The organism is Candidatus Sphingomonas phytovorans, from assembly GCA_029202385.1.
Lineage (GTDB): Bacteria > Pseudomonadota > Alphaproteobacteria > Sphingomonadales > Sphingomonadaceae > Sphingomonas > Sphingomonas phytovorans.
In genome coordinates this window covers 2,092,827-2,117,911 of the sequence record CP119314.1, presented here as the reverse complement: position 1 = coordinate 2,117,911, position 25,085 = coordinate 2,092,827, and the positions used below count along the sequence as shown (strand labels likewise).

Genomic DNA, 25,085 nt, shown 5'->3' with positions numbered 1-25,085 from the left:
GTCGTGCCGCGGCCCTCAGATAGGCGCGGGGGGCGTTAAGCTTCGACGGCGACCTGGGGGCATCCGCATAAGGAATGCGTAAAGAGCGGCCGGGGTTGGACACATCCCCGGCCGCTCCCTGCTGCGACGATCGCGGCTGAACTGGATCTCCCTAGCCGATCCAGTCCCGGCGCGACGCCGCAGGCACCTGCCCCGCCTCGGCGAGTTCAGTGAGCTTGATGAATTCCTGTCGCCAATAGCCGTCCGCGTTGCCGGCGAGGCGACGGATATCGGCATAGGCGAGGTCGCCGAGCCGCGTGTCGCCGCGCAATTTTTGCCCGAAGGCGGCGACCGCGGTGGCAAAGGCCATGTCGCCCTGTGGCAGGGCATGGGTGGCGAGCTGGCGGGCGTCGACCGGGCGTTCGATCAGGCGCGAAGTGTCGCCGTCCGGCAATTTGTAGCGCAGGCGGACGAACGCCATCTCGCCGTCCTGCCTGGCCGGGGCCTGCGTGGCGCGGCGGTTGTCGGTGTAGCGGCGGTCGGACATCCAGCCCTTCGTTCCGGCGGGCACGACCTCGTAGATCGCGGTGACCTGGTGGCCGGCGCCGATGTCGCCCGCGTCGACCTTGTCGTTGTCGAAATCCTGCTCGGCCAGCGCGCGGTTCTCATAGCCGATCAGGCGGTACTGGCTGACATAGGCGGGGTTGAACTCGACCTGGACCTTCACGTCCTTGGCGATCGTGAAGAGGGTCGAGGCGAGTTCCTCGGACAGGACCTTCTTCGCCTCCATCGCGCTGTCGATATAGGCATAGTTGCCGTTGCCGAGATCGGCGATCGATTCCATCATCGAGTCGTTGAGATTGCCCTGGCCGAAGCCGAGCGTGGTGAGGGTGATGCCGTCGTCGCGTTCATGCTCGATCAGCGTCTCCAGCTCCTTCTGGTCGGTGATGCCGACATTGAAGTCACCGTCGGTGGCGAGGAGGATGCGATTGACGCCGCCCTTGATGAAATGCTCGCGGGCGATCGAATAAGCGAGCTGGAGTCCTTCGCCGCCGGCGGTCGAGCCGCCAGCGCTGAGAGTGTCGAGCGCCGCCTTGATCTCCGACGGGTCGCTGGTTGAATCGAGCACCACGCCGGCCGCACCGGCGTAGACGACGATCGCGACCCGATCCTCGCGGCCGATATTGTCGGCGAGGGTGGAGAGGGCGGATTTGACCAGGGGCAGCTTGTCCGGCTCGTCCATCGACCCCGAGACATCGACCAGGAAGACCAGGTTCGCGGCCGGGCGGCGCGCATAGGGAAGGTCATAACCGCGCAGGCCGATGCGCAGGATCTTCGTATCCTGGTTCCAGGGCGATTGAGCGACGTCGGTGGTCACGCTGAACGGCGCCTCGCGGTCGGAGGGCAGGGGATAGTCATAGCGGAAATAGTTGATCATCTCCTCGGTGCGGACCGCGTCGACCGGCGGCTTCCGGCCCTGGGTGAGGAAGCGGCGGACATTGGCATAGGCGGCGGTGTCGACATCGACCGCAAAGGTCGAGACTGGCGCGTCGGCGACCATGTGCACCGGCGAGATGGCATTGGGTTTGTATTTCTCGCCGCTTGCATCGGGGGTGGCCAGTCCAGCCTCGGCGGTGTCGCTCGCTTCATAGCTGGGCATCGAATAATTGTTGCCGCCCGGCTTCGAACAGCCGGCCGTCACCGCCGCCAACGCGACGCAGCACAGGATCGTCTTGGACTTCATGACATGCTCCCTAGATACTTGCCTTATTTGGGCCTCATTTTCGCCGTGTTTGTGTCACGGCTTTTCCGGGCAGGCAAGCGTTTTCCTATCTCATGAGGGGATATTAGATTTTCGGCGGAAAACCGTACTTTCCGTGAGCCATATTCCTGCTCCGAAGGCGTGCCGAAATTATCGGTCGACATGCTTGGCCGCGACGCTAGCATCCCGACTCATGGTACAGCAGATCACCACCTATGCCGCATTCTGGCCTTATTATCTTCGCGAGCATGCGAAGCCCGAGACGCGGCGGCTGCATTATGTCGGCACGGCGCTGACCTTCGTCTTCCTCGCGCTCGCGTTGACGAAGGGTGGCTGGTGGTGGGCATTGGTGCCGCTCGCCGGATACGGTTTTGCCTGGGGCGCGCATTTCGGGGTGGAGAAGAACCGGCCGGCGACCTTCACCTATCCGCTGTGGTCGCTGTTCAGCGATTACCGGATGTTCTTTTTGTGGCTGACCGGGCGGCTGGGGCCGCATCTGCGCGCGGCGGGTGTCGCCTGATCAGAGCGCGGGGACGATATCAGTCCTTAGGAAATCATTGCCTTTGAAGAGGAGCGGTTCGCCCGTCGCTTTCGCGAGCGCATAGGCAAAGCAATCGCCGAAATTGAGATCGGCGGCATGCCGGGTGCCTCGTCCATATCGCCGATAGCCGTCATTCGCGATTGTCGCGATTTCCTTAGTCACAGCCTCAATCTGGACGTCGAAGCGTGCCAGCAACGCGTCGGCAGCCTCGCCGATCAGCGCATCGCCCCCGCGCGTCGTGACCACCGTCAGTTCCAGCCAGGAGCCGGCGGATATCCGCAAGCTCGTTGCTGTAGCCATCGCCTCCAGAAAGGCTCTCGCCTCAGGCTCGTCTCGCAAGATCGCAATGATCGCCGACGTATCGACAATCACTTGAACGAACCATCCTCATTATAGAGCAGGTCGCCGTGCGTCAGCGACAATTCCTGATCACGAAACTCCGGTTTCCAATGGTCTCGCAAACCGCGAACGACTGCCATCATTTCCTCGACGGTTGCCCGGCGTCGCGGCGTAGCCGTGCGAGCGCGCCGTTCCTGTAGGGCGATGCGTACCGCCTGGGTAACGCTCTCGCCCATTTCGGCGGCGAGTTCGCGGGCCAGCCTGACGGTCTCTTCGTCCTTGATGTTGAGCTGAACGCCCATGTTTCTACCTCCGAGGTAGAAAATTCTACCATGGGCACGCGGATGCGACAACGGCGAACTTAGGGGGTGATGATCCAGCTTGCTTGCCCACAACACCGTGCGCGCCGCGCGCCGGCTCCTACAATTCGCATGATCGGCGGCGACGGCGAGGACCGGCGCCTCGTATCGATAGAGCGGCGGGAGAATAAGGTGCCTCCCGAGCTGGGCTCGAACCAGCGTCCGGTCGGAGACGAGCCGACTGCTCTGCCACTGAGCTACCGGGGGGCGCCTGACTTTTGATCTTTCGCGCAGTTGTCTGTCAATCGCCGAACAGCAGGTCGAAGAATCGCTTCCGTGGAGGTTTGCCGCTGAAAGCACCCATGTCACGAAGCAACGAGGCGAAATAGGGATTGTTGACCGTAACCCCATGGACAAGTTCGGGTGTCGGCTTTGCGGACGCCACGGCGCGACGCGACCGCGGCGTTGTCCAGCCGGCCTTGATCGGGTCGACGTCCTTTTCCGCGCAGGCGACCTCGACCTTTTCGCGAGTGCATTTCATCTCTCCGTGAAGCACCTCCCATGGTTTGGGGAGGGCCTGCCAGACCAAGGTATCGGGATGGATTCCGCCACCGGCGCTGCGGTGCCAATAAGCCACGTCCGCTGCCATCAGGCGCATGACCTTGCCGGGTAGCATCTGCTCGAACACCGGCTCCAGGCCGAGCGCGACGATCAAGGCCATCCAGTGATCGCGTGCTCGGTTCCACGCGGTGGCAAGCAGATTCCAGGTCGACGAATCATTGCCCCGCTTCACGATCATGCTGGCAAGATCGATGTCGGTGGTCCGGTACGCCGCCTCGAGCCGATCCGAAATCTCGTTCAGAATATCGAACCAGCGGCCGAGCAGCTGGCCTTTTTCGGCATCCGACAGATGCGAGAGTACGTCATCGCGCGGAAAGACATGGGCGATCGCATACCAGCGGGTCCGGGTATCCCGAGCGCACAGGCCGAGCAGGGCGGCCGCAAGATGATCGAATGGTTGTTGCTGACCACTGATCGTGAATTCACTGCGCAGTTTCATGCGCGCTGCATAATAAGCGACAAAGGCTGCTGTCTGCGCATGGCCGCCGAGATCGCCCAAGGTCAGGTCGGGGGCGAGCGCGGCCTTGCCCAGCAGGACCAGGCGGTGGCGTGATTCCTCGCGCCTCAATGCTGCGAGCCGCCGTTCCAGGCGGGCGGCGACGCGGAACAGCTTCACATACCGGCGACGCGAGATATCGAGGCCGAGCGCGCCCCGCGCCTGCCGATTATGTCGGTCATGCTTGAAGCTGGCCCGGCCGGGCTGCTTGCCGATCAACACGTTGAAGCGCGCGATGAAGGAATCGAGTGCGTCGGCATCGTCGGATTCCGGCAGTGCATTATCGAGAAAGAGCTGGGCCAGCTCGCGCGCTTTCGCGATCTGCCGGTCCATACGGTCCGGTGCGCGGAACACGCTGGCCATCGAGGACCAGCCGAAGCGTCGCGCCCCCGATCCCCGGATAATCCTTTGAAGCTCGGCCGTGAGCTTGCGATCCTGCGGCGACGGCAGCGCGGATGCGATCAGCGCTGCCACCGTCTCCGGCGTGTCGCGCCTGACGAGCGTTTCGTGAAGCGCTTGAACGGGATCGGGCGTGGTCATCGGGCGCATCTTATCGGTGATCGGGCGAACTTGGCTATCGCGGAAGTGGTCGATCCTCCGACACAAGTTTCGCTTGCTTGCCCAGCAGGGGGTGGCGCTTCTATCTAGCGCCCATGCACACCGCCCCCAACACGCTCGCCCTGATCGGCCATACACCGCTCGTCCGCCTGAACGGCCCAAGCGAGGCCGCCGGCTGCGATATCTTCGGCAAATGCGAGTTCGCCAACCCCGGCGCCTCGGTGAAGGATCGCGCCGCCCTGTTCATCGTCGAGGATGCCGAGGAGCGCGGGCTGATCCAGCCGGGCGGGACGATCGTCGAGGGTACCGCGGGCAATACCGGCATCGGCCTGGCGCTGGTCGCCAATGCCAAGGGGTACCGGACGATCATCGTCATGCCGGAGACCCAGAGCCGCGAGAAGATGGACACGCTGCGCGCGCTCGGCGCCGAACTTGTACTGGTGCCGGCCGCCCCTTATTCGAATCCGGGGCATTTCGTTCACACCTCCCGTCGGATCGCAGAGGAGACGCCCAACGCGATCTGGGCCAACCAGTTCGACAATATCGCCAATCGCCGAGCGCATATCGTTGGCACGGCGGAAGAGATCTGGACTCAGATGGAGGGCCGGATCGACGGCTTCACCTGCTCGGTCGGCACCGGCGGCACGCTGGCGGGCGTGGGGCTGGGGCTGAAGGCGAAGGACGAGGGCGTGTGCATCGCGCTCAGCGATCCGTACGGCGCCGCGCTCTACGATTATTACGCCTGTGGCGAGCTGAAGTCGGAGGGCAGTTCGGTCGCCGAAGGGATCGGGCAGGGACGAATCACCGCCAATCTGGAAGGCGCGCCGATCGACACCCAGTTCCGCATCTCCGACGAGGAGGGGCTTGAATGGGTGACCCGGCTGCTCGACGAGGAGGGGCTGTGCCTGGGGCTCTCGTCGGGCATCAACGTCGCCGGCGCGGTGCGGCTGGCCAGGGAGCTCGGGCCGGGCAAAAGGATCGCGACGATCCTGTGCGACACGGGGTTCCGCTACCTCTCGACGCTCTACAATCGGGCCTGGCTCGAGTCCAAGGGGCTGACCGTTCCGGAGCGGCTGAAGCGCGAATAGCCGGGCCATCGACAAGACTCTTTTCATGCGTTACATTTATGCCACACGTATGAAAATCATGATTCAAGATCCGGCGCAGACGTCGCAACGGGTGAAGGTCGGCATGATCGGCCTCGCCGCGGTTCTGCTTCTTATCGGTCTGGCCGCCGCGATCTTCTCCACCGCCAACAGGGAGCGGCCGCTGATCGTCGTCGGCGGCGCCCGTCCGGATGTGGTGGCCAATATGGCGGCCGGCAACCAGATGCTTCCGATCGAAGGCGCGACCAGCGAACCGCTCGCCGAACTCGGCGTCGCGCCGAGTTCCACGGCCGAACTCAACATCGCCCAGGCCACGCGCCGGGCCGAGCCCCACGCCGCGAAGACCAAATGAGCCCGATATCCCCTGTCAGGCCAACGGTGCCGACGGGGAGAATCAGGGAAAACATGGCCCGACCCCGGGGCGATCCGGGGAAAACGCCCCCCAAGCCCCGAGATCCCAAGAACACACCGAGAACAGGTTGAAATGACTGCAATTAATTCCCCGGAGAATCGAAGATATTAGGGCTTTTGCCCCGACTTTCCCCGGCTTTCCCCTTGAATCCCCGACTAACCCGAGTTAACCCTGTGCTGACAGGGGTAAACTCATCTCGCCTGCGCGACGTGGCGCTGGAGGGCGGCGAAGGCCGTCTTCCGAGGACGGGGGAGTCATGCCTGCTGGAGTTCGGGGTACGGCGTGGCGCAAAGGGCAGAATATCAGGGAGACGGACTTGGCCTTGTCGACGACAAGGGCCGGGTCGCGATCCCCGCTTCGCTCAGGGCCATCCTGGCTGCGAACAGCCCGCGTCCCGACGGCAAGGACGGCGGCACCGTCATCATCGGCGTCCATCAGAAGCACCCCTGCCTGATCGCCTATGACCCCGCTTATGTGCCCATCCTGAAGGCCAAGCTCGACGCGCGCGAAGAGGCCTACACCGCCGATGACGGTGAATATGATTACAATATCAAGCGCCGCGCGGCGCAGGGAGAGGCGACGCCGTTCGACGGCAGCGGCCGCTTCATCATGCCGGGCTTCCCGCGCTTCCACGCCAAGATCGGCGCGAACGCCTTTTTCTACGGCGTGTTCGACTATTTCGAGATCTGGGATCCCAAGACGCTGATCGAGGCCGAGGGCGTGGCCGAGATGGTGAAGTCCTGCGCCCGTTACCATTGCCAGCTCAAGGGGATCGCGCTGTGAGCGGCCCCGAACCCCATATCCCCGTGCTGCTCGCCCAGGTCGTCGACGCGCTCGCCATTACCCCTGGCGAACGTCATGTCGATGCGACCTTCGGTGCGGGCGGTTATACGCGGGCGCTGCTCTCCCTCGGCGCCCGCGTATTCGCCTTCGACCGCGATCCCGATGCGATCGAGGGTGGGCGGGCGCTGGAGGCTGCATCGGATGGCGCGCTGACGCTGATCCCGGCGACCTTCTCCGCGCTCGACGCCGAGCTGGAGGCGCGGGGCGCGACCCCGGTCGACGGCGTGACGATGGATATCGGCGTGTCGTCGATGCAGCTCGACCAGGCGGAGCGCGGCTTCTCCTTCCAGTCGGACGGGCCGCTCGACATGCGGATGAGCCAGGAAGGCGAGAGCGCGGCCGATTTCGTCAACCATGCCGACGAGGCGGTGATTGCCGATATCCTGTACCAATATGGCGACGAGCCCCGGTCCCGCAGGGTGGCGCGCGCGATCGTGGCGGCGCGGCCGATCAACCGCACCGGCGAGCTGGCGCAGGTCGTTCGCCGTGCGCTCGGCTACAAGCCGCACGACAAGAAGGACCCCGCGACCCGGACCTTCCAGGCGATTCGCATCCATATCAATCGCGAGCTGGGCGAACTGGCGGACGGGCTGGCCGCGGCCGAGCGCGTGCTGAAGCCGGGCGGCCGGCTGGCGATCGTGACGTTCCACTCGCTTGAGGACCGGATGGTGAAGCGGTTCCTGCGCGAGCGCAGCGGATCGTTACCGGGGCGATCCCGTCATCTTCCTGAATTGATGGTTAACGCAAAACCAAGTTTTGAGAAGGTCGGTCGCGCGGTGCGCGCCGACGATGCCGAGATTGCGCGAAACCCCCGCGCCAGATCGGCAACGTTGCGGACAGCGCTGCGGACCGATGCCGCGGCCTGGACTTCTGAAGGAGCGTTGTGATGCTTGCGTATGCTTGGAAAAGTCTTGGCTGGTTCCTGGCCGGCGTTGCCGTTGCTCTGGGTTTCCTGCTGGTGCCGTTGCAGGTCGCGGCCGAGCGCAAGAAGCTCGACAGGACGGTCGCGCTGATCGGCCAGGCGCAACGGGACATCCGCGCGCTGGAGACCGAGTTCGACACGCGCGCCAACCTCGCCCAACTCGAGAGGTGGAACGGCGACACGCTGCGCCTGACGGCGCCGGCGGCGGCCCAGTTCGTGTCCGACGAGGGGGCGCTTGCCTCGCTCGACCTCAACCAGGGCCATGACGCGACGATCCAGACCGCGTCGCTGGTCGTGCCGTCGCTGCCCGACGGTTCGACCATGCGCCCGGCGGCGACGCCCGCAGTGGTGACCCGTGTCGTGGAAGCGGCCGCTGCCGCACCTGTGGCTACCGCGCCCGCGACGGCCAAGTCTCGACCGGCCGTCATGGCGACCGCGGCACCTGTCCGCGAGCGTGCCGTTTCCGGTGGCAAGGCCCAGACGGTGGCGCTGCTCGACCGCAAGCTGCTGAGCGATTCGACGATCGGCGACCTGTTCAGCGGCGCTCGTGCTGAATCGGGGCGGATGCGTTGACGGCACTCGTCGCCCGACCACAGCCGCAACGGCGCCTGACCGGCCAGCGCCATGCGCTGGTCGCGACGGCGCATGTGCGGCTGATGATGCTGATGCTGCTGCTCGCCGCCGGCTTCACGCTGGTGATCGGGCGGATCGCGATGCTCGGTTTCGTTTCCGAGCCTGCCAGCGCTCAGGGGCCGGTTTCGGGCTTGATGCAGCGCGGGGATATTCTGGACCGCAACGGCGAGCCGCTGGCGCGGACGATCGAGGCGTGGACGATCGGCGTGCACCCGGGCAAGCTGCTCGGCGATCGTCGCGAGCTGGCGGCGAAGCTTGCCGCGATCGTGCCCGGCCATGACGAATCCTGGTATTATGCCAAGCTGACGCTGCCGGTGAATTTCACCTATCTCGAACGCCACGCCTCGCCGGCGCTGGTCAACGCGATCCATGCGCTGGGCGAGCCTGGCCTTGCCTTCGCGCGGGAGCCTGAGCGGCTGTATCCGCAGACCACCATGGCAGCACATGTCCTCGGCTATATCGGCCCGACGGGCGACGACAGGCGGATCATGGGCCGTGCCGGGATCGAGCGTGCCTTCGACGACCAACTGACCAGCCCCTCCACGCGCGCCACCCCGGTGACCCTGTCGATCGACAGCCGGGTGCAGGCGGCGATGGAGAGCGAACTGGGCAGGGCGATGATCGCGTTCAAGGCGAAGTCGGCGACCGGCGTCGTGCTCGACGTCCATACCGGCGAAGTGATGGCGATGGTCTCGCTGCCAGTCTACAATCCGAACAAGATCGCCGGCACGAGCAGCGACGCGCTGCGCAACAACGTGACTCAGAGCGTGTACGAGCTGGGATCGACCTTCAAGCCGATCACCATGGCGACCGCGATCGAGACCGGCGTCGTGACCTCGATGGCGCGTCGCTTCGATGCGACCCAGCCATTGCATGTCGGCGGCTTCACCATCCATGACGACCATGCGCAGAAGCGTTTCCTCGACATCCCCGAGGCACTGATCCATTCGTCGAACATCGTGACCGCGCGGATCGCCGACGAAATCGGCAAGGACCGCATGGCGGCGATGTTCAAGGCGATGGGTTTCGATACCCGCCCCGAGATCGAACTGCGCGAGAAGCAGAAGCCGATCTGGCCTGTGTTCTGGGCGCGCACCACGGTGATGACGACTGCCTATGGCCACGGCATCGCGGTGACGCCGCTTCACCTCGCCAACGCCTATGCGACGCTGGTGAATGGCGGGATCTGGCGGCCGACGACGTTGTTGAAGGTCGCCCCGGGCAAGGCGCCCGAGGGCCGCCGCGTACTGTCCGAGGCGACCAGTGCGCGGATGCGCCAGCTCCTGCGGCTGGTCGTGACCCAGGGCACCGGCCGCAAGGGCGAGGCGCCCGGATATCGCGTCGGCGGCAAGACCGGCACCGCCGAAGTCGCGGGGGCGGGCGGTTACTCGAAGAAAACGAACGTCTCGACCTTCGCGGCGGCTTTCCCGATGGACGCGCCGCGCTATGTGGTGATCGCAATGCTCGACTCGCCTATCGGCAACGCCGAATCCTTTGGCCTCACCACCGCCGCCTGGACGGCGGCCCCGGTCGTGAGCCGTGTCATCTCCCGCACCGGCGCGATGCTTGGCGTGACGCCGGACAATCGTCGCGACGTCGATGTCTCCGAATTGCTGCCGCTGTTGTGGCATGCCCCGGGCGAGAACCCGGCGGACGCCGAATGAAGCTAGGCGCGCTGACCGGTGGAGCGGAGGACGCAACGGTCACCGGCTTCGCGATCGACCATCGCAAGGTGGCGCCCGGCACCGTGTTCGGTGCGTTCGAGGGCGCCCAGGTGAATGGCGAGGACTTCATTCCGGCGGCGGTCGCCGGCGGCGCGATCGCGGTGGTGGCGCGGCCCGGGGCGCGGGTCGAGGGTGTCGCGCATATCGCCGACGCCAATCCGCGCAAGCGGTTCGCCGGGCTGGCCGCACGCTATTTCGCGCCCTTCCCGGAGACTGCCGTCGCGGTAACGGGAACCAACGGCAAGACCTCGACCGTCGAGATGACCCGGCAATTGTGGCGGATGGCGGGTTTCCATGCCGCGTCGATCGGCACGCTGGGCGTGACCACGGCTGACGACCAGGTCTCGACCGGGCTGACCACGCCTGACATCGTCACCTTCCTGTCGAACGTGGCTGGGCTGTCGCGCGAGGGCGTCAGCCATGTTGCCTTCGAAGCGTCGAGCCACGGTCTGTCGCAATATCGCACCGAGGGGCTGCAGGTCAGGGCTGCGGCCTTCACCAATCTCAGCCGCGACCATCTCGATTATCACGGTACGATGGAGGCCTATTTCGAGGCGAAGCTTCGGCTGTTCTCGGAAGTGGTGGTCGATGGCGGCGCGGTCGTGGTGTGGGCCGACGATCCTCATGCGGCGCGCGTGATCGAGATCGCGCGGGGACGAAGCTTTTCCGTGCTGACGGTCGGAACGCAGGGCGAGACGCTGAAACTGGTATCGCGCGATCCCACCCTGCTCGGGCAGGGTCTGGTCATCGAGGCCGGGGCCAGGACGTACAAGGTGATGCTGCCCCTGATCGGTGCCTATCAGGCGGCGAACGCGCTGACCGCGGCGGGGCTGGTGATCGCGACCGGCGGCGATGTCGGGCAGACGCTTGCGTCGCTCGGGCGGCTGCAGCCGGTACGGGGACGGCTGGAGCGCGCCGCGATCGCGCGGAGCGGTGCGCCGGTCTATGTCGATTATGCCCATACGCCCGATGCGCTCGAGGCGGCGATCGCGGCGCTGAAGCCGCATGTATCGGGGCGGCTGATCACGGTGTTCGGTGCTGGCGGGGATCGCGACCAGGGCAAGCGCGCGCCGATGGGGGCGGTGGCGACGGCAATGTCCGACAAGGTCTATGTCACTGATGACAATCCGCGGTCGGAGGATCCGGCGGCGATCCGGGCGATGGTGATGGTCGGCGCGCCCGGCGCGACCGAGATCGGATCGCGCCGCGATGCGATCGGCGCGGCGATCGCGGAGGCGGGGCCGCAGGATATCGTGCTGGTCGCGGGGAAGGGGCATGAGCAGGGGCAGATCGTCGGCGACCTGGTGCTGCCGTTCGACGATGTCAGCGTCGCGCGGGAGATGGCGGCGTGAGCGACGATCTCATTTTTTCTTCCCTCCTCTTCAGGGGTGGGGCCTTCCGGCTCAAACCAACCCCGGCATTTGCGGGACTGCCCCACCCCAACCCCTCCCCTGAAGGGGAGGGGCTATGAGCTTGTGGACCTCGGCCGAGATCGCGACCGCCACCGGGGGCACCGCCTCGACCGAGTTCACCGCCACCGGCGTGACCTTCGATTCCCGTGAAGTCGGCCCGGGCGACCTGTTCGTCGCGCTGAAGGGCGAGACGAGCGACGGGCACAGATTCCTCGACCAGAGCTCCGAGCGGGGAGCGTCGGGTGCGGTTGTCGCCGTTGCGACACCGCACCCGCATGTCCTGGTTTCCGATACGATGGCGGCGCTCGAGGCGATGGCCCGTGCCGCGCGCGCGCGGACCCCGGCGAAAATCATCGGGGTGACCGGATCGGTCGGCAAGACAAGCACCAAGGAAGCGCTGTTCGCGGCACTCGATCGTGGCGCGCCGGGTACCGCGCACCGGTCGGTGAAGAGCTACAACAATCACACCGGCGTGCCGCTGAGCCTGGCGCGCATGCCGGCGGCAAGCCGTTTCGGCGTGTTCGAGATGGGCATGAACCATGCAGGCGAACTGGCGCATCTGACGACCCTGGTGCGGCCGCATGTCGCGATGGTGACCGCGATCGCGCCAGCCCATACGGCCTTCTTCCCGGACGAATCGGCCATTGCCGACGCCAAGGGGGAGATCTTCGCCGGGCTCGAGCCGGGCGGGGTCGCGATCATCCCCTATGACAGCCCGCACCGCGACCGTCTGATCGGGCACGCCAGGCCGCATGCCGCCAAGATCGTGACCTTCGGAATTGATCCGGGCGCCGACGTCCGCGCGATCGAGACGATGCGCACCGCGACTGGCGGAACCTTCGTCACGGCATCGCTGGGCGAAAAGGAACTGAGCTTCACCGTCGGGCAGCCGGGCATGCACTGGGTGTCGAACGCGCTGGCGGTGCTGGCGGCGGTCGACGCGGTCGGCGGCGACCTGGCGCTGGCCGGGCTTGCGCTGGCCGAGCTGGGCGGGCTGGCCGGGCGCGGCGCGCGGCTGACCGTCAAGGTTGCCGGCGGCGAGGCGCTGGTGATCGACGAAAGCTATAACGCGAACCCGACATCGATGCGGGCGACGCTCGCGGTGCTGGGCGCGGAAGCTGCGCCACGGAAGCTCGCCGTGCTGGGCGAGATGCGCGAGCTGGGCGAGAAGAGCGACGCCTATCATGCGGGGCTTGCCGACCCGGTGATCGCCGCGGGCGTCGAACGGGTCATTCTGGTCGGTGAAGCGATGAGGCCCCTTGCGAACGCGCTTGAGGGCAGGGTCGATTTCGTCCATGTGCCCGATACCGCTGCCGCGCGGGCAAGCCTGCTGGAAATGCTGGCGCCCGGCGACGCGGTTCTCATCAAGGGTTCGAACGGAGTCGGGTTGGCGAGCGTGGTCGCCGCTTTGGCGAACGGGACAGCATAATGCTCTATTTCATCGCCAACTATCTGGGTTTTCCCGGTATCCTCAACCTCTTCCGCTATCTGAGCTTCCGCTCGGGCGGGGCGGTGGCGACCGCGCTGATCATCGGCCTGATCATCGGGCCCCGGTTCATCGGCTGGCTGCGCGTGCGCCAGGGCAAGGGGCAGCCGATCCGCGACGACGGGCCGCAGAGCCACCTGGCCAAGCGCGGCACGCCGACCATGGGCGGGCTGATGATCCTGACCTCGCTGGTGCTGTCGATCCTGTTGTGGATGGACCTGAGCAACCCGTTCGTCTGGGCCTGCACCTTCGTGACGCTCGGGTTCGGCGCGATCGGTTTCCTCGATGATTACGACAAGGTGCGCAAGGCGAGCACCAAGGGCGTGTCGGGGCGGATGCGGCTGGTCGGCGAGTTCACCATCGCGGCGATCGCGGCCGGGCTGATCATTCATCAGAACAATGCGACAGGCACGCATCTCTATCTGCCCTTCACCAATGGCTGGTGGGTCGATCTCGGCTATTTCTACATCCTGTTCGCTGCCTTCACGATCGTCGCGTTCGGCAATGCGGTGAACCTGACCGACGGGCTGGACGGCCTCGCGACCATGCCGGTGATCATCGCCGCGGTCGCGTTCATGATCATCGTCTATCTGGCGGGTAATGCGAAGTTCGCGACCTATCTCGGCATTCCCCATGTCCCCAGGGCGGGCGACCTTGCGATCTTCTGCGGGGCGATGATCGGGGCGGGGCTTGCGTTTCTGTGGTTCAACGCGCCGCCGGCAGCGGTCTTCATGGGCGACACCGGCAGCCTGGCGCTCGGCGGGGCGCTCGGCACCATCGCGGTCGTCGCGCACCACGAGATCGTGCTCGGCATCATCGGCGGCCTGTTCGTGATCGAGGCGCTGTCGGTCATCATCCAGGTGTTCTTCTACAAGCGCACCGGCCGGCGCATCTTCAAGATGGCGCCGATCCACCATCATTTCGAGCAGCTCGGCTGGAGCGAGCCGACCGTCGTGATCCGTTTCTGGATCATCGCGCTGGTGCTCGCGCTTGCTGGCCTGTCGACCTTGAAGCTTCGGTGATCACCAGCCCCACATGGCGCGGCAAACGCTTCGCGGTGCTGGGGCTTGCGCGCTCGGGCGCGGCGGTGGTGCGCGCGCTCGTGGCGAGCGGAGCCGAGGTGGTGGCGTGGGATTCGAACGAGGCGGCGCGGGCTGCGCTCCTCCCCGGCACGGGGAGGGGGACCAGCGAAGCTGGTGGAGGGGGGCTCGCCCCATGCGTTGCGATTGCGGAAGCTCCCCTCCGCCATCCTGCGGATGGTCCCCCTCCCCGTGCCGGGGAGGAACTTTCGTTCGCCGATCCGGAGACGATCGACCTCGCCGGTTTCGATGGGCTCGTCGTTTCTCCCGGCGTGCCGATCAATCGCCATCCGGTCGCCGCGAAGGCGCGGGCGGCGGGCGTGCCGGTCATCGGCGATATCGAGCTGTTCGCTCAGGCGCGGGCCAGCCTGCCGCCGCACAAGGTGGTCGGGATCACCGGCACCAACGGCAAGTCGACCACGACGGCGCTGATTCACCATATCCTGGAGACAGCCGGCGTGCCGGCGCGGCTGGGCGGGAATATCGGCAAGCCGATCCTGGGCGAGGAGCCGTTGCCTGACGGTGGCGTCTATGTGCTTGAGCTGTCGAGCTACCAGATCGACCTGACGACCAGTCTCGATTGCGATGTCGCGATCCTGCTCAACATCACGCCCGACCATCTCGACCGCTATGACGGGTTCGAGGGTTATGCCGCGTCGAAGGCGCGGCTGTTCGCGATTCAGTCGCTGGATCATGCCGCGATCATCGGGATCGGCGATGCTGCCTCGGCGCGGATCGCCCGGTCGCTGTCGGCGCGGGGCGAGCATTTGACGAAGATCGCGCCGGGCATGTGCATGGACCAGTCGCGCTGGCCGTCGCTGCAAGGGCCGCACAATGCGCAGAACGCGCTCGCCGCGATCGATGCGTGCAAGGCGCTTGGTGTCGATGACGCGGCGATCGATCGCGGGCTTGAGAGCTTCGCCGGCCTGCCGCACCGGATGGAGCTGGTCGCCAGCCGGGACGGCGTTGCCTTCGTCAACGACAGCAAGGCGACCAATCCCGAGTCCACCGCGCCGGCGCTGGCCGCCTTTTCGCGGATTCACTGGATAGTGGGCGGACAGGCCAAGACCGACGATCTCGACGCCTGCGCGCCCTGGTTCGGGCATATCGCGCGCGCCTATACGATCGGCGAGGCCGGGCCGCGCTTCGCCGCGATCCTGACGCCGCACATGTCGGTCGAGGAAAGCGGAACCCTGGTTCAGGCAGTGAAGAGCGCCGCGGCGAACGCCCGGTCGGGTGACACCATATTGCTCTCGCCCGCCTGCGCGTCATTCGACCAGTTTCGCGATTTCGAGGATCGCGGCGACCGGTTTCGCAGCCTGGTCGGAGGGCTCGCATGAGCAGGACGAACGCCGGGGCGAACACCGGGACGCTCACCTTGTGGAAGCGCATGAAGGGTGAGGGCGGCCGCGGCGACCGCTCGGCGCTCGGCATGTGGTTCTGGGATATCGACCGGCTGCTGCTGCTGCTGACCCTGTTGCTGATCGCAGTCGGGTTGATCGCGGTCGGCGCCGCGTCGCCGGCGGCCGCAACTCGTTATTCCGACGAGAAGCATCATTTCCCGGCGCTGTTCTATCTCTGGTGGCAGCTTGCCTGGGTCTGCGTGTCGTTGCCGATCCTGTTCATCGTCTCGATGCTGCCGGTCGCCTTTGCGCGGCGGATGGCGTTGATCGGCACGGTCGTCTGCCTGGTGCTGCTGATCGCGGTGCCGTTCTTCGGGGTGGAGAAGAACGGCGCGACGCGGTGGCTCAATTTCGGCGTGTCGCTGGTTCAGCCGTCCGAGTTCCTCAAGCCGTTCTTCATCGTGACCTGTGCCTGGCTGCTGTCGATGCGCGCCAAGGACGAGGCGCTGCCGGTCGTGGTGATCACCGGCGCGATGACCGCGCTCGTCGCGCTGCTGCTGATGCTCCAGCCGGATTTCGGCCAGACCATGGTGTTCGCCGCGGTGTGGCTCGCGCTGCTGATGATCGCGGGAACCTCGCCCAAGGTGATGGCGGGGCTGATCGGCTGCGTGCCGGCGGGCGTGATCGCAGCCTATTTCTTCTACGGCACCGCGCGGACGCGGATCGACGCCTATCTCTTCCCGAACCATGAGGGTGTGGGCGCCTCCGACCATTTCCAGACCAATGCGGCGCATGACACCATCACCGCGGGCGGCTGGCGCGGGACCGGGCCGGGCGGCGGATCGATGAAGTTCCGCCTGCCCGAGGGGCATACCGACTACATTTTCTCGGTGATCGGCGAGGAGTTCGGGCTGATCGCCTGCATGATCATCGCGCTGCTGTTCCTGGCGATCGTGGTGCGGGTGTTCGTCAAGCTGCTCGACGAGCAGGACGAGTTCCGGCTGTTCGCGGCGGCGGGGCTGGCGACCCAGTTCGGGGTGCAGGCGCTGATCAGCATGGCGGTCAATACGGGACTCGCGCCGTCAAAGGGCATGACCTTGCCCTTTATCAGCTATGGCGGATCGTCGATGATCGCGCTGTCGATCGGCATGGGTCTGCTGCTGGCTTTCACCCGGCGCAATCCGTTCGTATCGCGGTCACCCTATATCGCACGATGGAGCGGGGAATGAACCAGGCACGGCATTTCGTTCTCGCCGCAGGAGGAACGGGCGGACATATGGTCCCGGCGGCGGCGCTCGCCGCCGAGCTGATGAAGCGCGGGCATCATGTCGCGCTGATCAGCGACGAGCGCGGCGTGCGCTTCCCCGGGCTGTTCGAGGACATACAGACTCATGTGCTTCCCGCCGGTCGGCTGGCGGGCGGGCCGCTGGGCTGGGCGCGCGCCGCGGCGGCGATGGTCAAGGGCCGTTCGATGGCGATCGAGCTGTATCGCGCCTTCCGCCCCGCCGCGGTGATCGGTTTCGGCGGCTATCCGGCGCTGCCGGCGCTGCTCGCGGCGTTCCACGAAAATATCCCGACCGCGGTGCACGAGCAGAACGCCGTGCTTGGCCGGGTCAACCGGCTCGTCGCGCGCAAGGTCAGCGCGATCGCGACCTCCTATGCCAATGTCGAACGCCTTGCGTCCAAATATCACGGCAAGACTCATCTGGTCGGCAATCCGGTGCGCGATTCGGTGTTGGCGCTTCGCTCCAGGCCTTATCCGCTGCTCGAGGAGGATGGCATCTTCCGCGTGCTGGTGACCGGCGGCAGCCAGGGCGCCAGCGTGCTGAGCCAGGTCGTGCCCGACGGCCTGTCGCTGCTGCCGGTCAGCTTTCGCCGCCGGTTGCAGGTGACTCATCAGGCGCGGATCGAGGATATCGAGGCGGCGCGCGCCAAATATGCCGAGCTGTCGATCGCGGCCGACCTGGCGACCTATCTGCCCGACCTGCCCGAGCAGCTCGCCTGGGCGCATCTGGTGATCGCGCGCGCGGGCGCGTCGACGCTGGCGGAGCTGACCGTGGCCGGCCGGCCGGCGATCCTGGTGCCGCTGCCGAGCGCGACCGACGACCACCAGACCGTCAACGCGCGGGAAATGACGGCGGCGGGCGGAGCGCGGACGATCGACCAGCGCAGCTTCACGCCGGTCGAACTGGCGAAGCAGATGCAGAAGCTCGGGCTCGACCCCGCTGCGTTGCAGAACGCCGCGGGCCGCGCGCGGAGCTGCGGGCGGCCCGATGCCGCGCGCGACCTCGCCGACCTGGTCGAGAGCCTGAACGATACGCCCGGGGACATGCCGATCGGCGTGCCGCTGCCGATGGGCGCCAACGGAAAGCCGATCTACGCATGAGGGGTGTCGCAACCGATATCGGGACGATCCATTTTGTCGGCATCGGCGGGATCGGCATGTCCGGCATCGCCGAGGTGATGCACAATCTCGGCTACAAGGTGCAGGGATCCGACATGGCCGAGGGCTATGTCGTGCAGGGGCTGCGCGACAAGGGCATCGCCGTGCATATCGGCCAGAAGGCCGAGAATCTGGGCGACGCCGTGGTGATCGTCACCTCGACGGCGATCAAGCGCGGCAATCCCGAGCTTGAGGCGGCGCTTGAGCGGCGCATCCCGGTGGTGCGCCGGGCGGAGATGCTGGCCGAACTGATGCGGCTGAAATCGACCGTCGCGGTCGCCGGCACGCACGGCAAGACCACGACGACGTCGATGGTCGCCGCGCTGCTCGACGCAGGCGGGGTGGACCCGACCGTGATCAATGGCGGGATCATCAACAGCTACGGTTCCAACGCGCGGCTCGGCGCGAGCGACTGGATGGTGGTCGAGGCGGACGAGAGCGACGGCAGCTTCCTGCGGCTCGACGGGACCATTGCCGTCGTCACCAATATCGATCCCGAGCATCTCGACCATTATGGCTCGTTCGATGCGGTGAAGGACGCGTTCGTCGAGTTCGTCGAGAATGTGCCTTTCTACGGCGCGGCGCTGCTCTGCCTCGATCATCCCGAGGTGCAGGGCATCATCCCGCGCCTGCGCGACCGGCGCGTGGTGACCTATGGCTTCTCGGCGCAGGCGGACGTGCGTGGTGTCAATGTCACGCCGATCCCCGGTGGCAACCGCTTCGAGGCGCTGGTGCGGAGCCGCGACGGAACGACCCGCTCGATCGAGGGGATCGAGCTGCCGATGCCGGGCCGCCACAATGTCCAGAACGCTCTTGCCGCGATCGGCGTCGCGCTTGAGCTCGGCATCGACGATGCGACGATCCAGCAGGGGTTCGGCAAGTTCGGCGGAGTGAAACGGCGCTTCACCAAGGTGGGCGAGACGGGTGGCGTCACGATCATCGACGATTACGCACATCATCCGGTCGAGATTCGCGCCGTGCTCTCCGCGGCGCGCGAGGGTGTGGCGAACCGCGTGATCGCGGTGGCGCAGCCGCACCGCTATTCGCGGCTCGGCGATCTGATGGAGGACTTCCAGCAGGCATTCAACGACGCCGACATGGTGTTCGTGACCCCGGTCTATGCAGCGGGCGAGGCGCCGGTCGACGGCGTCGATGCCGAGGCGCTGGCCAATGGCCTCAGGACGCGCGGCCACCGGTCGGCGGCAGTCGTGTCCGACGCTGCGGCGCTGGCCACGACATTGGCCGGTGTCGTCCAGCCCGGCGACATGGTCGTCTGCCTGGGGGCAGGGGATATTACTAAGTGGGCCGCGGGCCTCGCCGATGCCATCGAGGCGGCGCGATGAGCAATGTCTGCCGTGCCTTGCCGCCCCTGCAGGGAACCGCCCAGCACGAGGGCAGCCTGGCCGATTTCATCTGGTTCCGGACCGGTGGACCCGCGGAGTGGCTGGTGCGGCCGAAGGACGTGCACGATCTTTCCGTCTTCCTCGCCGGGCTCGATCCCGAGACGCCGGTGCTGCCGGTGGGTGTCGGGTCGAACCTGATCGTGCGGGACGGCGGCGTGCCTGGGGTGGTGGTGCGCCTGCCCAAGGCGATGGCGAAGTCGGCGATCGAGCCGGGTAACAGGGTACGCGCGGGCGGCGCGGCGATGGGAATTTCGGTCGCCAGCGCAGCACGCGACGCCGGGATCGCGGGGCTTGAGTTCCTGCGCGGCATTCCGGGCACGGTCGGCGGCGCGGTGAAGATGAATGCTGGCGCCTATGGCCGCGATACGTCGGACATCCTGATCGAGGCGACTGTCGTGACCCGGTCGGGCGATGTCGAGGTCTGGCCGGCGGCGAAGTTCGGCTATGTCTACCGCCATTCCGACCTGCCCGCAGGCGCGGTGGTGGTCGAGGCGCTGTTCGAGGGCGTGCCGGGCGATCCAGCGGTGATCGGTGCGGAGATGGACCGCATCGCCGCCGAGCGCGAGGCGTCGCAGCCGCTACGCTCGCGCACCGGCGGGTCGACCTTCAAGAATCCGGAAGGGCACAAGGCCTGGGCACTGATCGACCAGGCGGGCTGCCGGGGGCTGACCCGTGGCGACGCTCAGGTCAGCGAGAAGCATTGCAACTTCCTGCTCAACCTCGGTAGCGCGACCAGCGCCGAGATCGAGGCGCTTGGCGAGGAAGTGCGCGAGAAGGTGAGGGCGACCTCCGGGGTCGAGCTCGAATGGGAGATACAGCGTGTCGGCGTGCTGGCCGACGGCGCCGGCAAGGGATTCGTAGGGGTGAGGAAGTGAGCAAGCTTCACGTGGCAGTCCTGATGGGCGGATGGTCGGCCGAGCGCGAAGTCTCGCTGATGTCCGGTGCTGGCGTGGCCGATGCGCTTGAAAGCCTTGGCCACAAGGTCACCCGGATCGATATGGGCCGCGACGTCGCGGCGCGGCTGGTCGAGGCGGCGCCCGACGTCGTGTTCAACGCGCTGCACGGGACGCCGGGCGAGGACGGGTCGGTGCAGGGCATGCTCGACCTGATGGGCCTGAAATACACGCATTCGGGCCTGGTCACCTCAGTGATCGCGATCGACAAGCTGCTGACGAAGCAGACCCTGGTGCCGCACGGCATCCCGATGCCCGGTGGGCGGATCGTAAAGAGCGAGACGCTGTTCGACGGCGATCCGTTGCCGCGGCCCTATGTGCTAAAGCCGGTCAACGAAGGGTCGTCGGTCGGCGTCGCCATCGTCACCGACGAAGGCAATTACGGCAACCCGATCGCGCGCGGCGTGACGGGGCCGTGGGGCGAGTTCGAGGAACTGCTCGCCGAGCCCTATATTCGGGGCCGCGAGCTGACGACGGCGGTGCTGGCAGGCGAGGCGCTGGCGGTGACTGAGCTCAAGCCCAAGAGCGGCTGGTATGATTACGACGCGAAATATACCGACGGGCTGACGGTGCATATATGCCCGGCCGAAGTCCCCGACGAGATTGCCGATGCCTGCAAGCGAATCGCGCTCGACGCGCATCGCCTGCTCGGCTGCTCGGGCGTGTCGCGGTCCGATTTCCGCTGGGACGACAGCCAGGGCATCGATGGACTGTTCCTGCTCGAGGTCAACACCCAGCCGGGCATGACTGCGCTCAGCCTGGTGCCCGAACAGGGGCGCTATATCGGCCTGAGCTATGCCGAGCTCGTCCAGAAGATCGTGGAGGAGGCCCTGTGAGCCGTACGATCAAGCGCGGATCGCCGCCGCGGCGGCAGATCCAGACCAAGCGCCGGCAGCAGCCCAAGGCGTCGATCGTCGACCGCGCCATCGAGGTGCTGCCGATCAGCCATGACACGGTGCGCCGGATCGCCACCTGGTCGATCGTCGGCGCGGTGGGCGCGGTGGCGATCGCCACGGCGACCTGGTTCGGCGTTCCCGGCGCGATCGGCGTCGCGATCGCCGAGGGCGTCGGGCGGGCGGGCCTGCGTGTCGAGCAGGTCGAGGTGACCGGCCTCAGCCGGATGGACCGGATGACGGTCTATGCCGTCGCGCTCGACCAGAAATCCCGCGCGATGCCGCTCGTCAACCTGGAGGACGTCCGCCAGAAGCTTCTGTCCTATGGCTGGATCGCCGATGCGCATGTCTCGCGCCGGCTGCCCGACACGCTGCTTGTCCATATCGTCGAGCGCAAGCCGACGGCGGTGTGGCAGGATCGCGGCAAGCTCTCGCTGATCGCCGAGAATGGCGTATGGCTCGAGCCGGTGAAAGCAGAGGCAATGCCCGACCTGCCGCTGGTCATCGGCCCGGGCGCGAACGAACAGGAGGCAGCGTACCAGAAGCTGCTCGATGCCGCGCCGGCGCTTCGCCCGGTGGTGAAGGCGGCGACCTGGGTCGGCAACCGGCGCTGGAACCTGCTGTTCGAATCCGGCGAGACGCTTGCGCTGCCCGAGGGCGATTCCGATGCGGCCAAGGCACTGGTGAAATTTGCCCAGCTCGACGGGGTCCGCCCGCTGCTGGGCAAGGGATGGATCCGTTTCGACATGCGCGATCCGAGCAAGCTGGTCGCACGCAAGCCGGGACAGGTGGTCAATCGTGCTATAGCTGATCCGGAAGATGAGAATGCGCCGCAACGGCCTGCCCTGATCGAGGCGAAGCACACGGCGTTCACGATGGTACAGGGGTAAGGCATATGGCGAAGGCAGCACCCGAGGGACTGATCACGGCGCTCGATATCGGGTCGTCAAAGGTTTCGGCGATGATCGCGCAGAAGGGCGATGGCGGCGAGCTGATCGTGCTCGGCACCGGCCAGCGCGAGAGCCGGGGTGTCAAGCGCGGCTATATCGCGGACGCGGCGGCGACCGAAGTCGCGGTGCGCGAGGCGGTCGAACAGGCGGAGCGGATCGCCGGGACCAATATCGAGAATGTGTGGGTCAGCTTCTCGGCCGGCGGGCTCGTGTCCGACGTCGCCTCGATCGAGTTCGAGCTTGGCGGGCATCGGGTCGAGCAATCCGACATCGACGCGCTGCTCCAGGCAGGACGTGAATCGATCGATCCCGCTGGCCGCATGGTGCTGCACGCGCAACCGGCGCTCTACACGCTCGACGGGCTGACCGGGGTGAAGCGCCCGCTGGGGCTTCATGCCGACCGGCTGGGCGTGCATATCCATGTCGTCGCCGCCGACGGATCGCCGGTGCGCAACCTGGGCCTGTGCGTCGCCAACGCGCATCTCGAAGTGAAGGCGATCATCGCCTCGCCGGTCGCGACCGGCATGGCCTGCCTGTCCGAGGAAGAGCGCGAGCTGGGTGTCGCGCTGGTCGAGATGGGCGCCGGGATCACCAATGTCTCGCTGTTCGCCGGGGGCATGCTGGTCGGCCTGACCTCGATCCCGATCGGGGCGGCCGACATCACCGACGATATCGCCTCCTCCTTCGGCACGCGCCGGGCGCAGGCGGAGCGGATGAAGTGCTTCTACGGGTCGGCCAATGCCAGCCCGCGGGACAATCACGACATGATCGACGTCGCGCCGATCTCGGCGGAGGATGGCGCGGGCGACGGCACGCGCATCACCCGCGCGCAGTTGATCGCGGTGATCCGCCAGCGGCTCGATCATCTGATGGGCGAGGTCCAGAAGGCGCTGGTCGAGCTGAAGTTCGAAGGACCGGTGGGTCGCCAGGTCGTGCTGACCGGCGGGGGCGCCGAGCTGAAGGGGATCGCCGATTATGCGCAGCAGGCGCTTGGCCGATCGGTCAGGATCGGCCGCCCGCGCGGTCTGACCGCACTACCCGAGGCCCATGGCGGCCCCGCTTTTGCGACGCTGGCGGGCCTGGCATTCTACGCGGCGGCCGATCCGGTCGATCTGCGGGCACTGTCGCCGTCGAATCAGTTGGTGCATCGGCCGAAGGGACTTGCGATCTTCAAGCGGTTGCTGGCGACTGCCCGGGCGAATTATTAAAGAAATACGACAAGACTTAGCTGTTCGTGCTGGAGTCACCGCAAGGGATGGTGCAGAACGGGCAGTATCATTATTGAGCGCCCCGGTGTTTGGGGTGGTGCGGAGACAGGCGATGAGCATCGAATTCCTTCCCCCCGAAGTCGACGAGCTGACGCCGCGCATCGCGGTGATCGGGGTTGGTGGTGCTGGAGGCAACGCCATCGCGAACATGATGCGCGCTGAAGTCCAGGGCGTCGATTTCCTTGTCGCCAACACGGATTCGCAGGCGCTCAAGCAGTCGACCGCCGCTCACAAGATCCAGCTTGGCGCGAAGATCACGCAGGGCCTGGGTGCCGGTTCGCGGCCGGAGATCGGTCGCGCCGCCGCCGAGGAGACGCTCGAGCAGGTCACCAAGATGCTCGAAGGCGCGCATATGTGCTTCATCGCGGCCGGCATGGGCGGCGGCACGGGCACGGGCGCTGCACCGGTCATCGCCAAGGCGGCGCGTGACATGGGCATCCTGACCGTGGGCGTCGTGACCAAGCCGTTCGCGTTCGAGGGCAATCGCCGCGCCAAGAGCGCTGAGGCGGGCATCGAGGAACTGCAGAAGTACGTCGATACGCTGATCGTCATTCCCAACCAGAACCTGTTCCTGGTCGCCAATGCGAACACCACCTTCAAGGAGGCGTTCCAGATGGCTGACGAGGTGCTGCAGCAGGGCGTGCGCGGCATTACCGACCTGATGGTCATGCCCGGCCTGATCAACCTCGACTTCGCCGACGTCCGCTCGGTGATGCAGGAAATGGGCAAGGCGATGATGGGCACGGGCGAAGCGTCCGGCGACAATCGCGCGATCGAGGCGGCGTCCAAGGCGATCGCCAATCCGCTGCTCGACGGCGTGTCGATGAAGGGTGCCAAGGGCGTCATCGTCTCGATCACCGGCGGCGACGACATGCGCCTGCTCGAAGTCGACGAGGCGGCGAACCATATCCGCGAACTGGTCGACGAAGACGCCAACATCATCTGGGGTTCGGCCTTCAATCCCGACCTGGAAGGCGTGATCCGCGTGTCGGTCGTCGCGACCGGCATCGAGGCGGAATCGCGTCCTGCCGCGGCACCTGCGCCGTCGTCGCGCGCCTTCACCTTCTCAGCGCCGAAGAAGGCGGAGGAAGCGCCTGCTCCTGCCGTCGAGGCGACCGCACCGCTGGCCGCCGAGCCGGTCGCATTCGACACCCAGGAGCCAGTTGCGGCGGAAGCGCCCGACGCTGCCGACGAGCTGGTACTGGGCAGCGAGACCCAGGTTCCGGCCGTGCCCGTGTTCGGCGACGAGGAAGTGAGCGCCGCCGAGCCGGCAGCGACGCCCGATCCGGATCTCGCAGTGCGTCGCCGCTGGCTGTCGCCCGGGGCCCCGGTGGCCGAGGATGCGCCGGCTCCCGCCAGCGAGCCGGTACCCCCCGCGCCGCGCGTAAAGCTGGGCGGTACCCTGTTCGAACGCATGTCGAGCGTGTCGCGCGGCGCGGCGCGCGAAGACGAGCCGTCCGACAAGGATTCAGTCGATATTCCGCGCTTCCTGCATCGCCAGAACAATCAATGAAATGACGCCGGAGTGGGCGGCCGGTTCATCGCCGGTGCGCGTCACTCTGGCGCGCCTCGACCGATCCGGACATTGCCGGTTCAGCCGGACTAGGCTCTAGGCTGGCT

Annotated in this window: 23 protein-coding genes and 1 tRNA gene; 19 read left to right on the top strand and 5 right to left on the bottom strand. The window is 66.5% G+C overall.

Annotated elements, in window-relative coordinates; genetic code table 11:
- Positions 1 to 151: 151 nt before the first annotated feature.
- Positions 152 to 1,723 (bottom strand): VWA domain-containing protein, encoded by a 1,572-nt coding sequence (locus P0Y59_09795; protein ID WEK01948.1) that lies wholly within the window; start codon positions 1,721 to 1,723, stop codon positions 152 to 154.
- 211 nt (positions 1,724 to 1,934) lie between these two features.
- On the opposite strand from P0Y59_09795, the gene P0Y59_09790 reads away from it, so the two are divergent.
- On the top strand, positions 1,935 to 2,261 hold the full coding sequence (locus tag P0Y59_09790; protein WEK01947.1) for a DUF962 domain-containing protein: 327 nt from the start codon (positions 1,935 to 1,937) through the stop codon (positions 2,259 to 2,261).
- On the opposite strand, the gene P0Y59_09785 is transcribed toward P0Y59_09790, so the two are convergent.
- The 4 genes from P0Y59_09785 to P0Y59_09770 all read right to left on the bottom strand — a co-directional run bounded on the left by P0Y59_09785 (position 2,262) and on the right by P0Y59_09770 (position 4,586).
- Entirely contained in the window at positions 2,262 to 2,654 is a 393-nt protein-coding gene (locus tag P0Y59_09785) for a type II toxin-antitoxin system VapC family toxin (protein WEK01946.1), read from the bottom strand.
- Positions 2,651 to 2,923: a type II toxin-antitoxin system VapB family antitoxin gene (locus P0Y59_09780; protein ID WEK01945.1), complete on the bottom strand. Its 273-nt coding sequence runs from the start codon at positions 2,921 to 2,923 to the stop codon at positions 2,651 to 2,653. The genes P0Y59_09785 and P0Y59_09780 overlap by 4 nt, the downstream gene beginning before the upstream one ends.
- 190 nt (positions 2,924 to 3,113) lie before the next feature.
- Positions 3,114 to 3,189: transfer RNA gene (locus tag P0Y59_09775), tRNA-Thr, on the bottom strand.
- A gap of 32 nt (positions 3,190 to 3,221) precedes the next feature.
- Positions 3,222 to 4,586, bottom strand: coding sequence for a hypothetical protein (locus P0Y59_09770; GenBank protein WEK01944.1), 1,365 nt, complete (start codon positions 4,584 to 4,586; stop codon positions 3,222 to 3,224).
- 104 nt (positions 4,587 to 4,690) lie between these two features.
- Here P0Y59_09770 and P0Y59_09765 point away from each other — a divergent pair, with 104 nt between their 5' ends.
- The 18 genes from P0Y59_09765 (at position 4,691) to ftsZ (ending at position 24,978) form a co-directional block, all read left to right on the top strand.
- Positions 4,691 to 5,683, top strand: coding sequence for a cysteine synthase A (locus P0Y59_09765; GenBank protein WEK01943.1), 993 nt, complete (start codon positions 4,691 to 4,693; stop codon positions 5,681 to 5,683).
- Between the two features lie 25 nt (positions 5,684 to 5,708).
- Positions 5,709 to 6,053 carry a hypothetical protein gene (locus tag P0Y59_09760; GenBank protein WEK01942.1) on the top strand — a complete coding sequence of 115 codons (345 nt, stop codon included), beginning with the start codon at positions 5,709 to 5,711 and terminating at the stop codon, positions 6,051 to 6,053.
- Between the two features lie 342 nt (positions 6,054 to 6,395).
- Positions 6,396 to 6,896 (top strand): division/cell wall cluster transcriptional repressor MraZ, encoded by a 501-nt coding sequence (locus tag P0Y59_09755; protein WEK01941.1) that lies wholly within the window; start codon positions 6,396 to 6,398, stop codon positions 6,894 to 6,896.
- Positions 6,893 to 7,843 (top strand): 16S rRNA (cytosine(1402)-N(4))-methyltransferase RsmH, encoded by a 951-nt coding sequence (gene rsmH / locus P0Y59_09750; GenBank protein ID WEK01940.1) that lies wholly within the window; start codon positions 6,893 to 6,895, stop codon positions 7,841 to 7,843. Before P0Y59_09755 ends, rsmH begins: the two co-directional genes overlap by 4 nt.
- Positions 7,843 to 8,451 carry a hypothetical protein gene (locus P0Y59_09745; GenBank protein ID WEK01939.1) on the top strand — a complete coding sequence of 203 codons (609 nt, stop codon included), beginning with the start codon at positions 7,843 to 7,845 and terminating at the stop codon, positions 8,449 to 8,451. Before rsmH ends, P0Y59_09745 begins: the two co-directional genes overlap by 1 nt.
- A complete protein-coding gene (locus P0Y59_09740; protein ID WEK01938.1) occupies positions 8,448 to 10,175 on the top strand; it encodes a penicillin-binding protein 2 in 1,728 nt (575 codons plus the stop codon). The genes P0Y59_09745 and P0Y59_09740 overlap by 4 nt, the downstream gene beginning before the upstream one ends.
- Positions 10,172 to 11,587, top strand: coding sequence for a UDP-N-acetylmuramoyl-L-alanyl-D-glutamate--2,6-diaminopimelate ligase (locus tag P0Y59_09735; GenBank protein WEK01937.1), 1,416 nt, complete (start codon positions 10,172 to 10,174; stop codon positions 11,585 to 11,587). The genes P0Y59_09740 and P0Y59_09735 overlap by 4 nt, the downstream gene beginning before the upstream one ends.
- Before the next feature lie 115 nt (positions 11,588 to 11,702).
- Positions 11,703 to 13,076, top strand: coding sequence for a UDP-N-acetylmuramoyl-tripeptide--D-alanyl-D-alanine ligase (locus P0Y59_09730; GenBank protein WEK01936.1), 1,374 nt, complete (start codon positions 11,703 to 11,705; stop codon positions 13,074 to 13,076).
- Entirely contained in the window at positions 13,076 to 14,155 is a 1,080-nt protein-coding gene (gene mraY / locus P0Y59_09725; GenBank protein ID WEK01935.1) for a phospho-N-acetylmuramoyl-pentapeptide-transferase, read from the top strand. Before P0Y59_09730 ends, mraY begins: the two co-directional genes overlap by 1 nt.
- Positions 14,152 to 15,552: a UDP-N-acetylmuramoyl-L-alanine--D-glutamate ligase gene (gene murD, locus P0Y59_09720; protein ID WEK01934.1), complete on the top strand. Its 1,401-nt coding sequence runs from the start codon at positions 14,152 to 14,154 to the stop codon at positions 15,550 to 15,552. Before mraY ends, murD begins: the two co-directional genes overlap by 4 nt.
- Positions 15,549 to 16,784, top strand: a complete 1,236-nt coding sequence (locus P0Y59_09715; GenBank protein ID WEK01933.1) for a putative peptidoglycan glycosyltransferase FtsW — start codon at positions 15,549 to 15,551, stop codon at positions 16,782 to 16,784. The genes murD and P0Y59_09715 overlap by 4 nt, the downstream gene beginning before the upstream one ends.
- A complete protein-coding gene (gene murG / locus P0Y59_09710; GenBank protein ID WEK01932.1) occupies positions 16,781 to 17,941 on the top strand; it encodes an undecaprenyldiphospho-muramoylpentapeptide beta-N-acetylglucosaminyltransferase in 1,161 nt (386 codons plus the stop codon). Before P0Y59_09715 ends, murG begins: the two co-directional genes overlap by 4 nt.
- Complete coding sequence (murC, locus tag P0Y59_09705; GenBank protein ID WEK01931.1) at positions 17,938 to 19,341, top strand: UDP-N-acetylmuramate--L-alanine ligase; 1,404 nt, start codon at positions 17,938 to 17,940, stop codon at positions 19,339 to 19,341. Before murG ends, murC begins: the two co-directional genes overlap by 4 nt.
- Complete coding sequence (gene murB / locus P0Y59_09700) at positions 19,338 to 20,276, top strand: UDP-N-acetylmuramate dehydrogenase (protein ID WEK01930.1); 939 nt, start codon at positions 19,338 to 19,340, stop codon at positions 20,274 to 20,276. Before murC ends, murB begins: the two co-directional genes overlap by 4 nt.
- Positions 20,273 to 21,190, top strand: coding sequence for a D-alanine--D-alanine ligase (locus tag P0Y59_09695; protein ID WEK01929.1), 918 nt, complete (start codon positions 20,273 to 20,275; stop codon positions 21,188 to 21,190). Before murB ends, P0Y59_09695 begins: the two co-directional genes overlap by 4 nt.
- The gene (locus P0Y59_09690) at positions 21,187 to 22,137 is read left to right on the top strand and encodes an FtsQ-type POTRA domain-containing protein (protein ID WEK01928.1); all 951 of its coding nucleotides are present in this window, start codon (positions 21,187 to 21,189) and stop codon (positions 22,135 to 22,137) included. Before P0Y59_09695 ends, P0Y59_09690 begins: the two co-directional genes overlap by 4 nt.
- Before the next feature lie 5 nt (positions 22,138 to 22,142).
- Positions 22,143 to 23,405, top strand: coding sequence for a cell division protein FtsA (gene ftsA / locus P0Y59_09685; GenBank protein ID WEK01927.1), 1,263 nt, complete (start codon positions 22,143 to 22,145; stop codon positions 23,403 to 23,405).
- A gap of 112 nt (positions 23,406 to 23,517) precedes the next feature.
- Entirely contained in the window at positions 23,518 to 24,978 is a 1,461-nt protein-coding gene (gene ftsZ, locus P0Y59_09680) for a cell division protein FtsZ (protein WEK01926.1), read from the top strand.
- The last annotated feature ends 107 nt before the right edge of the window (positions 24,979 to 25,085 follow it).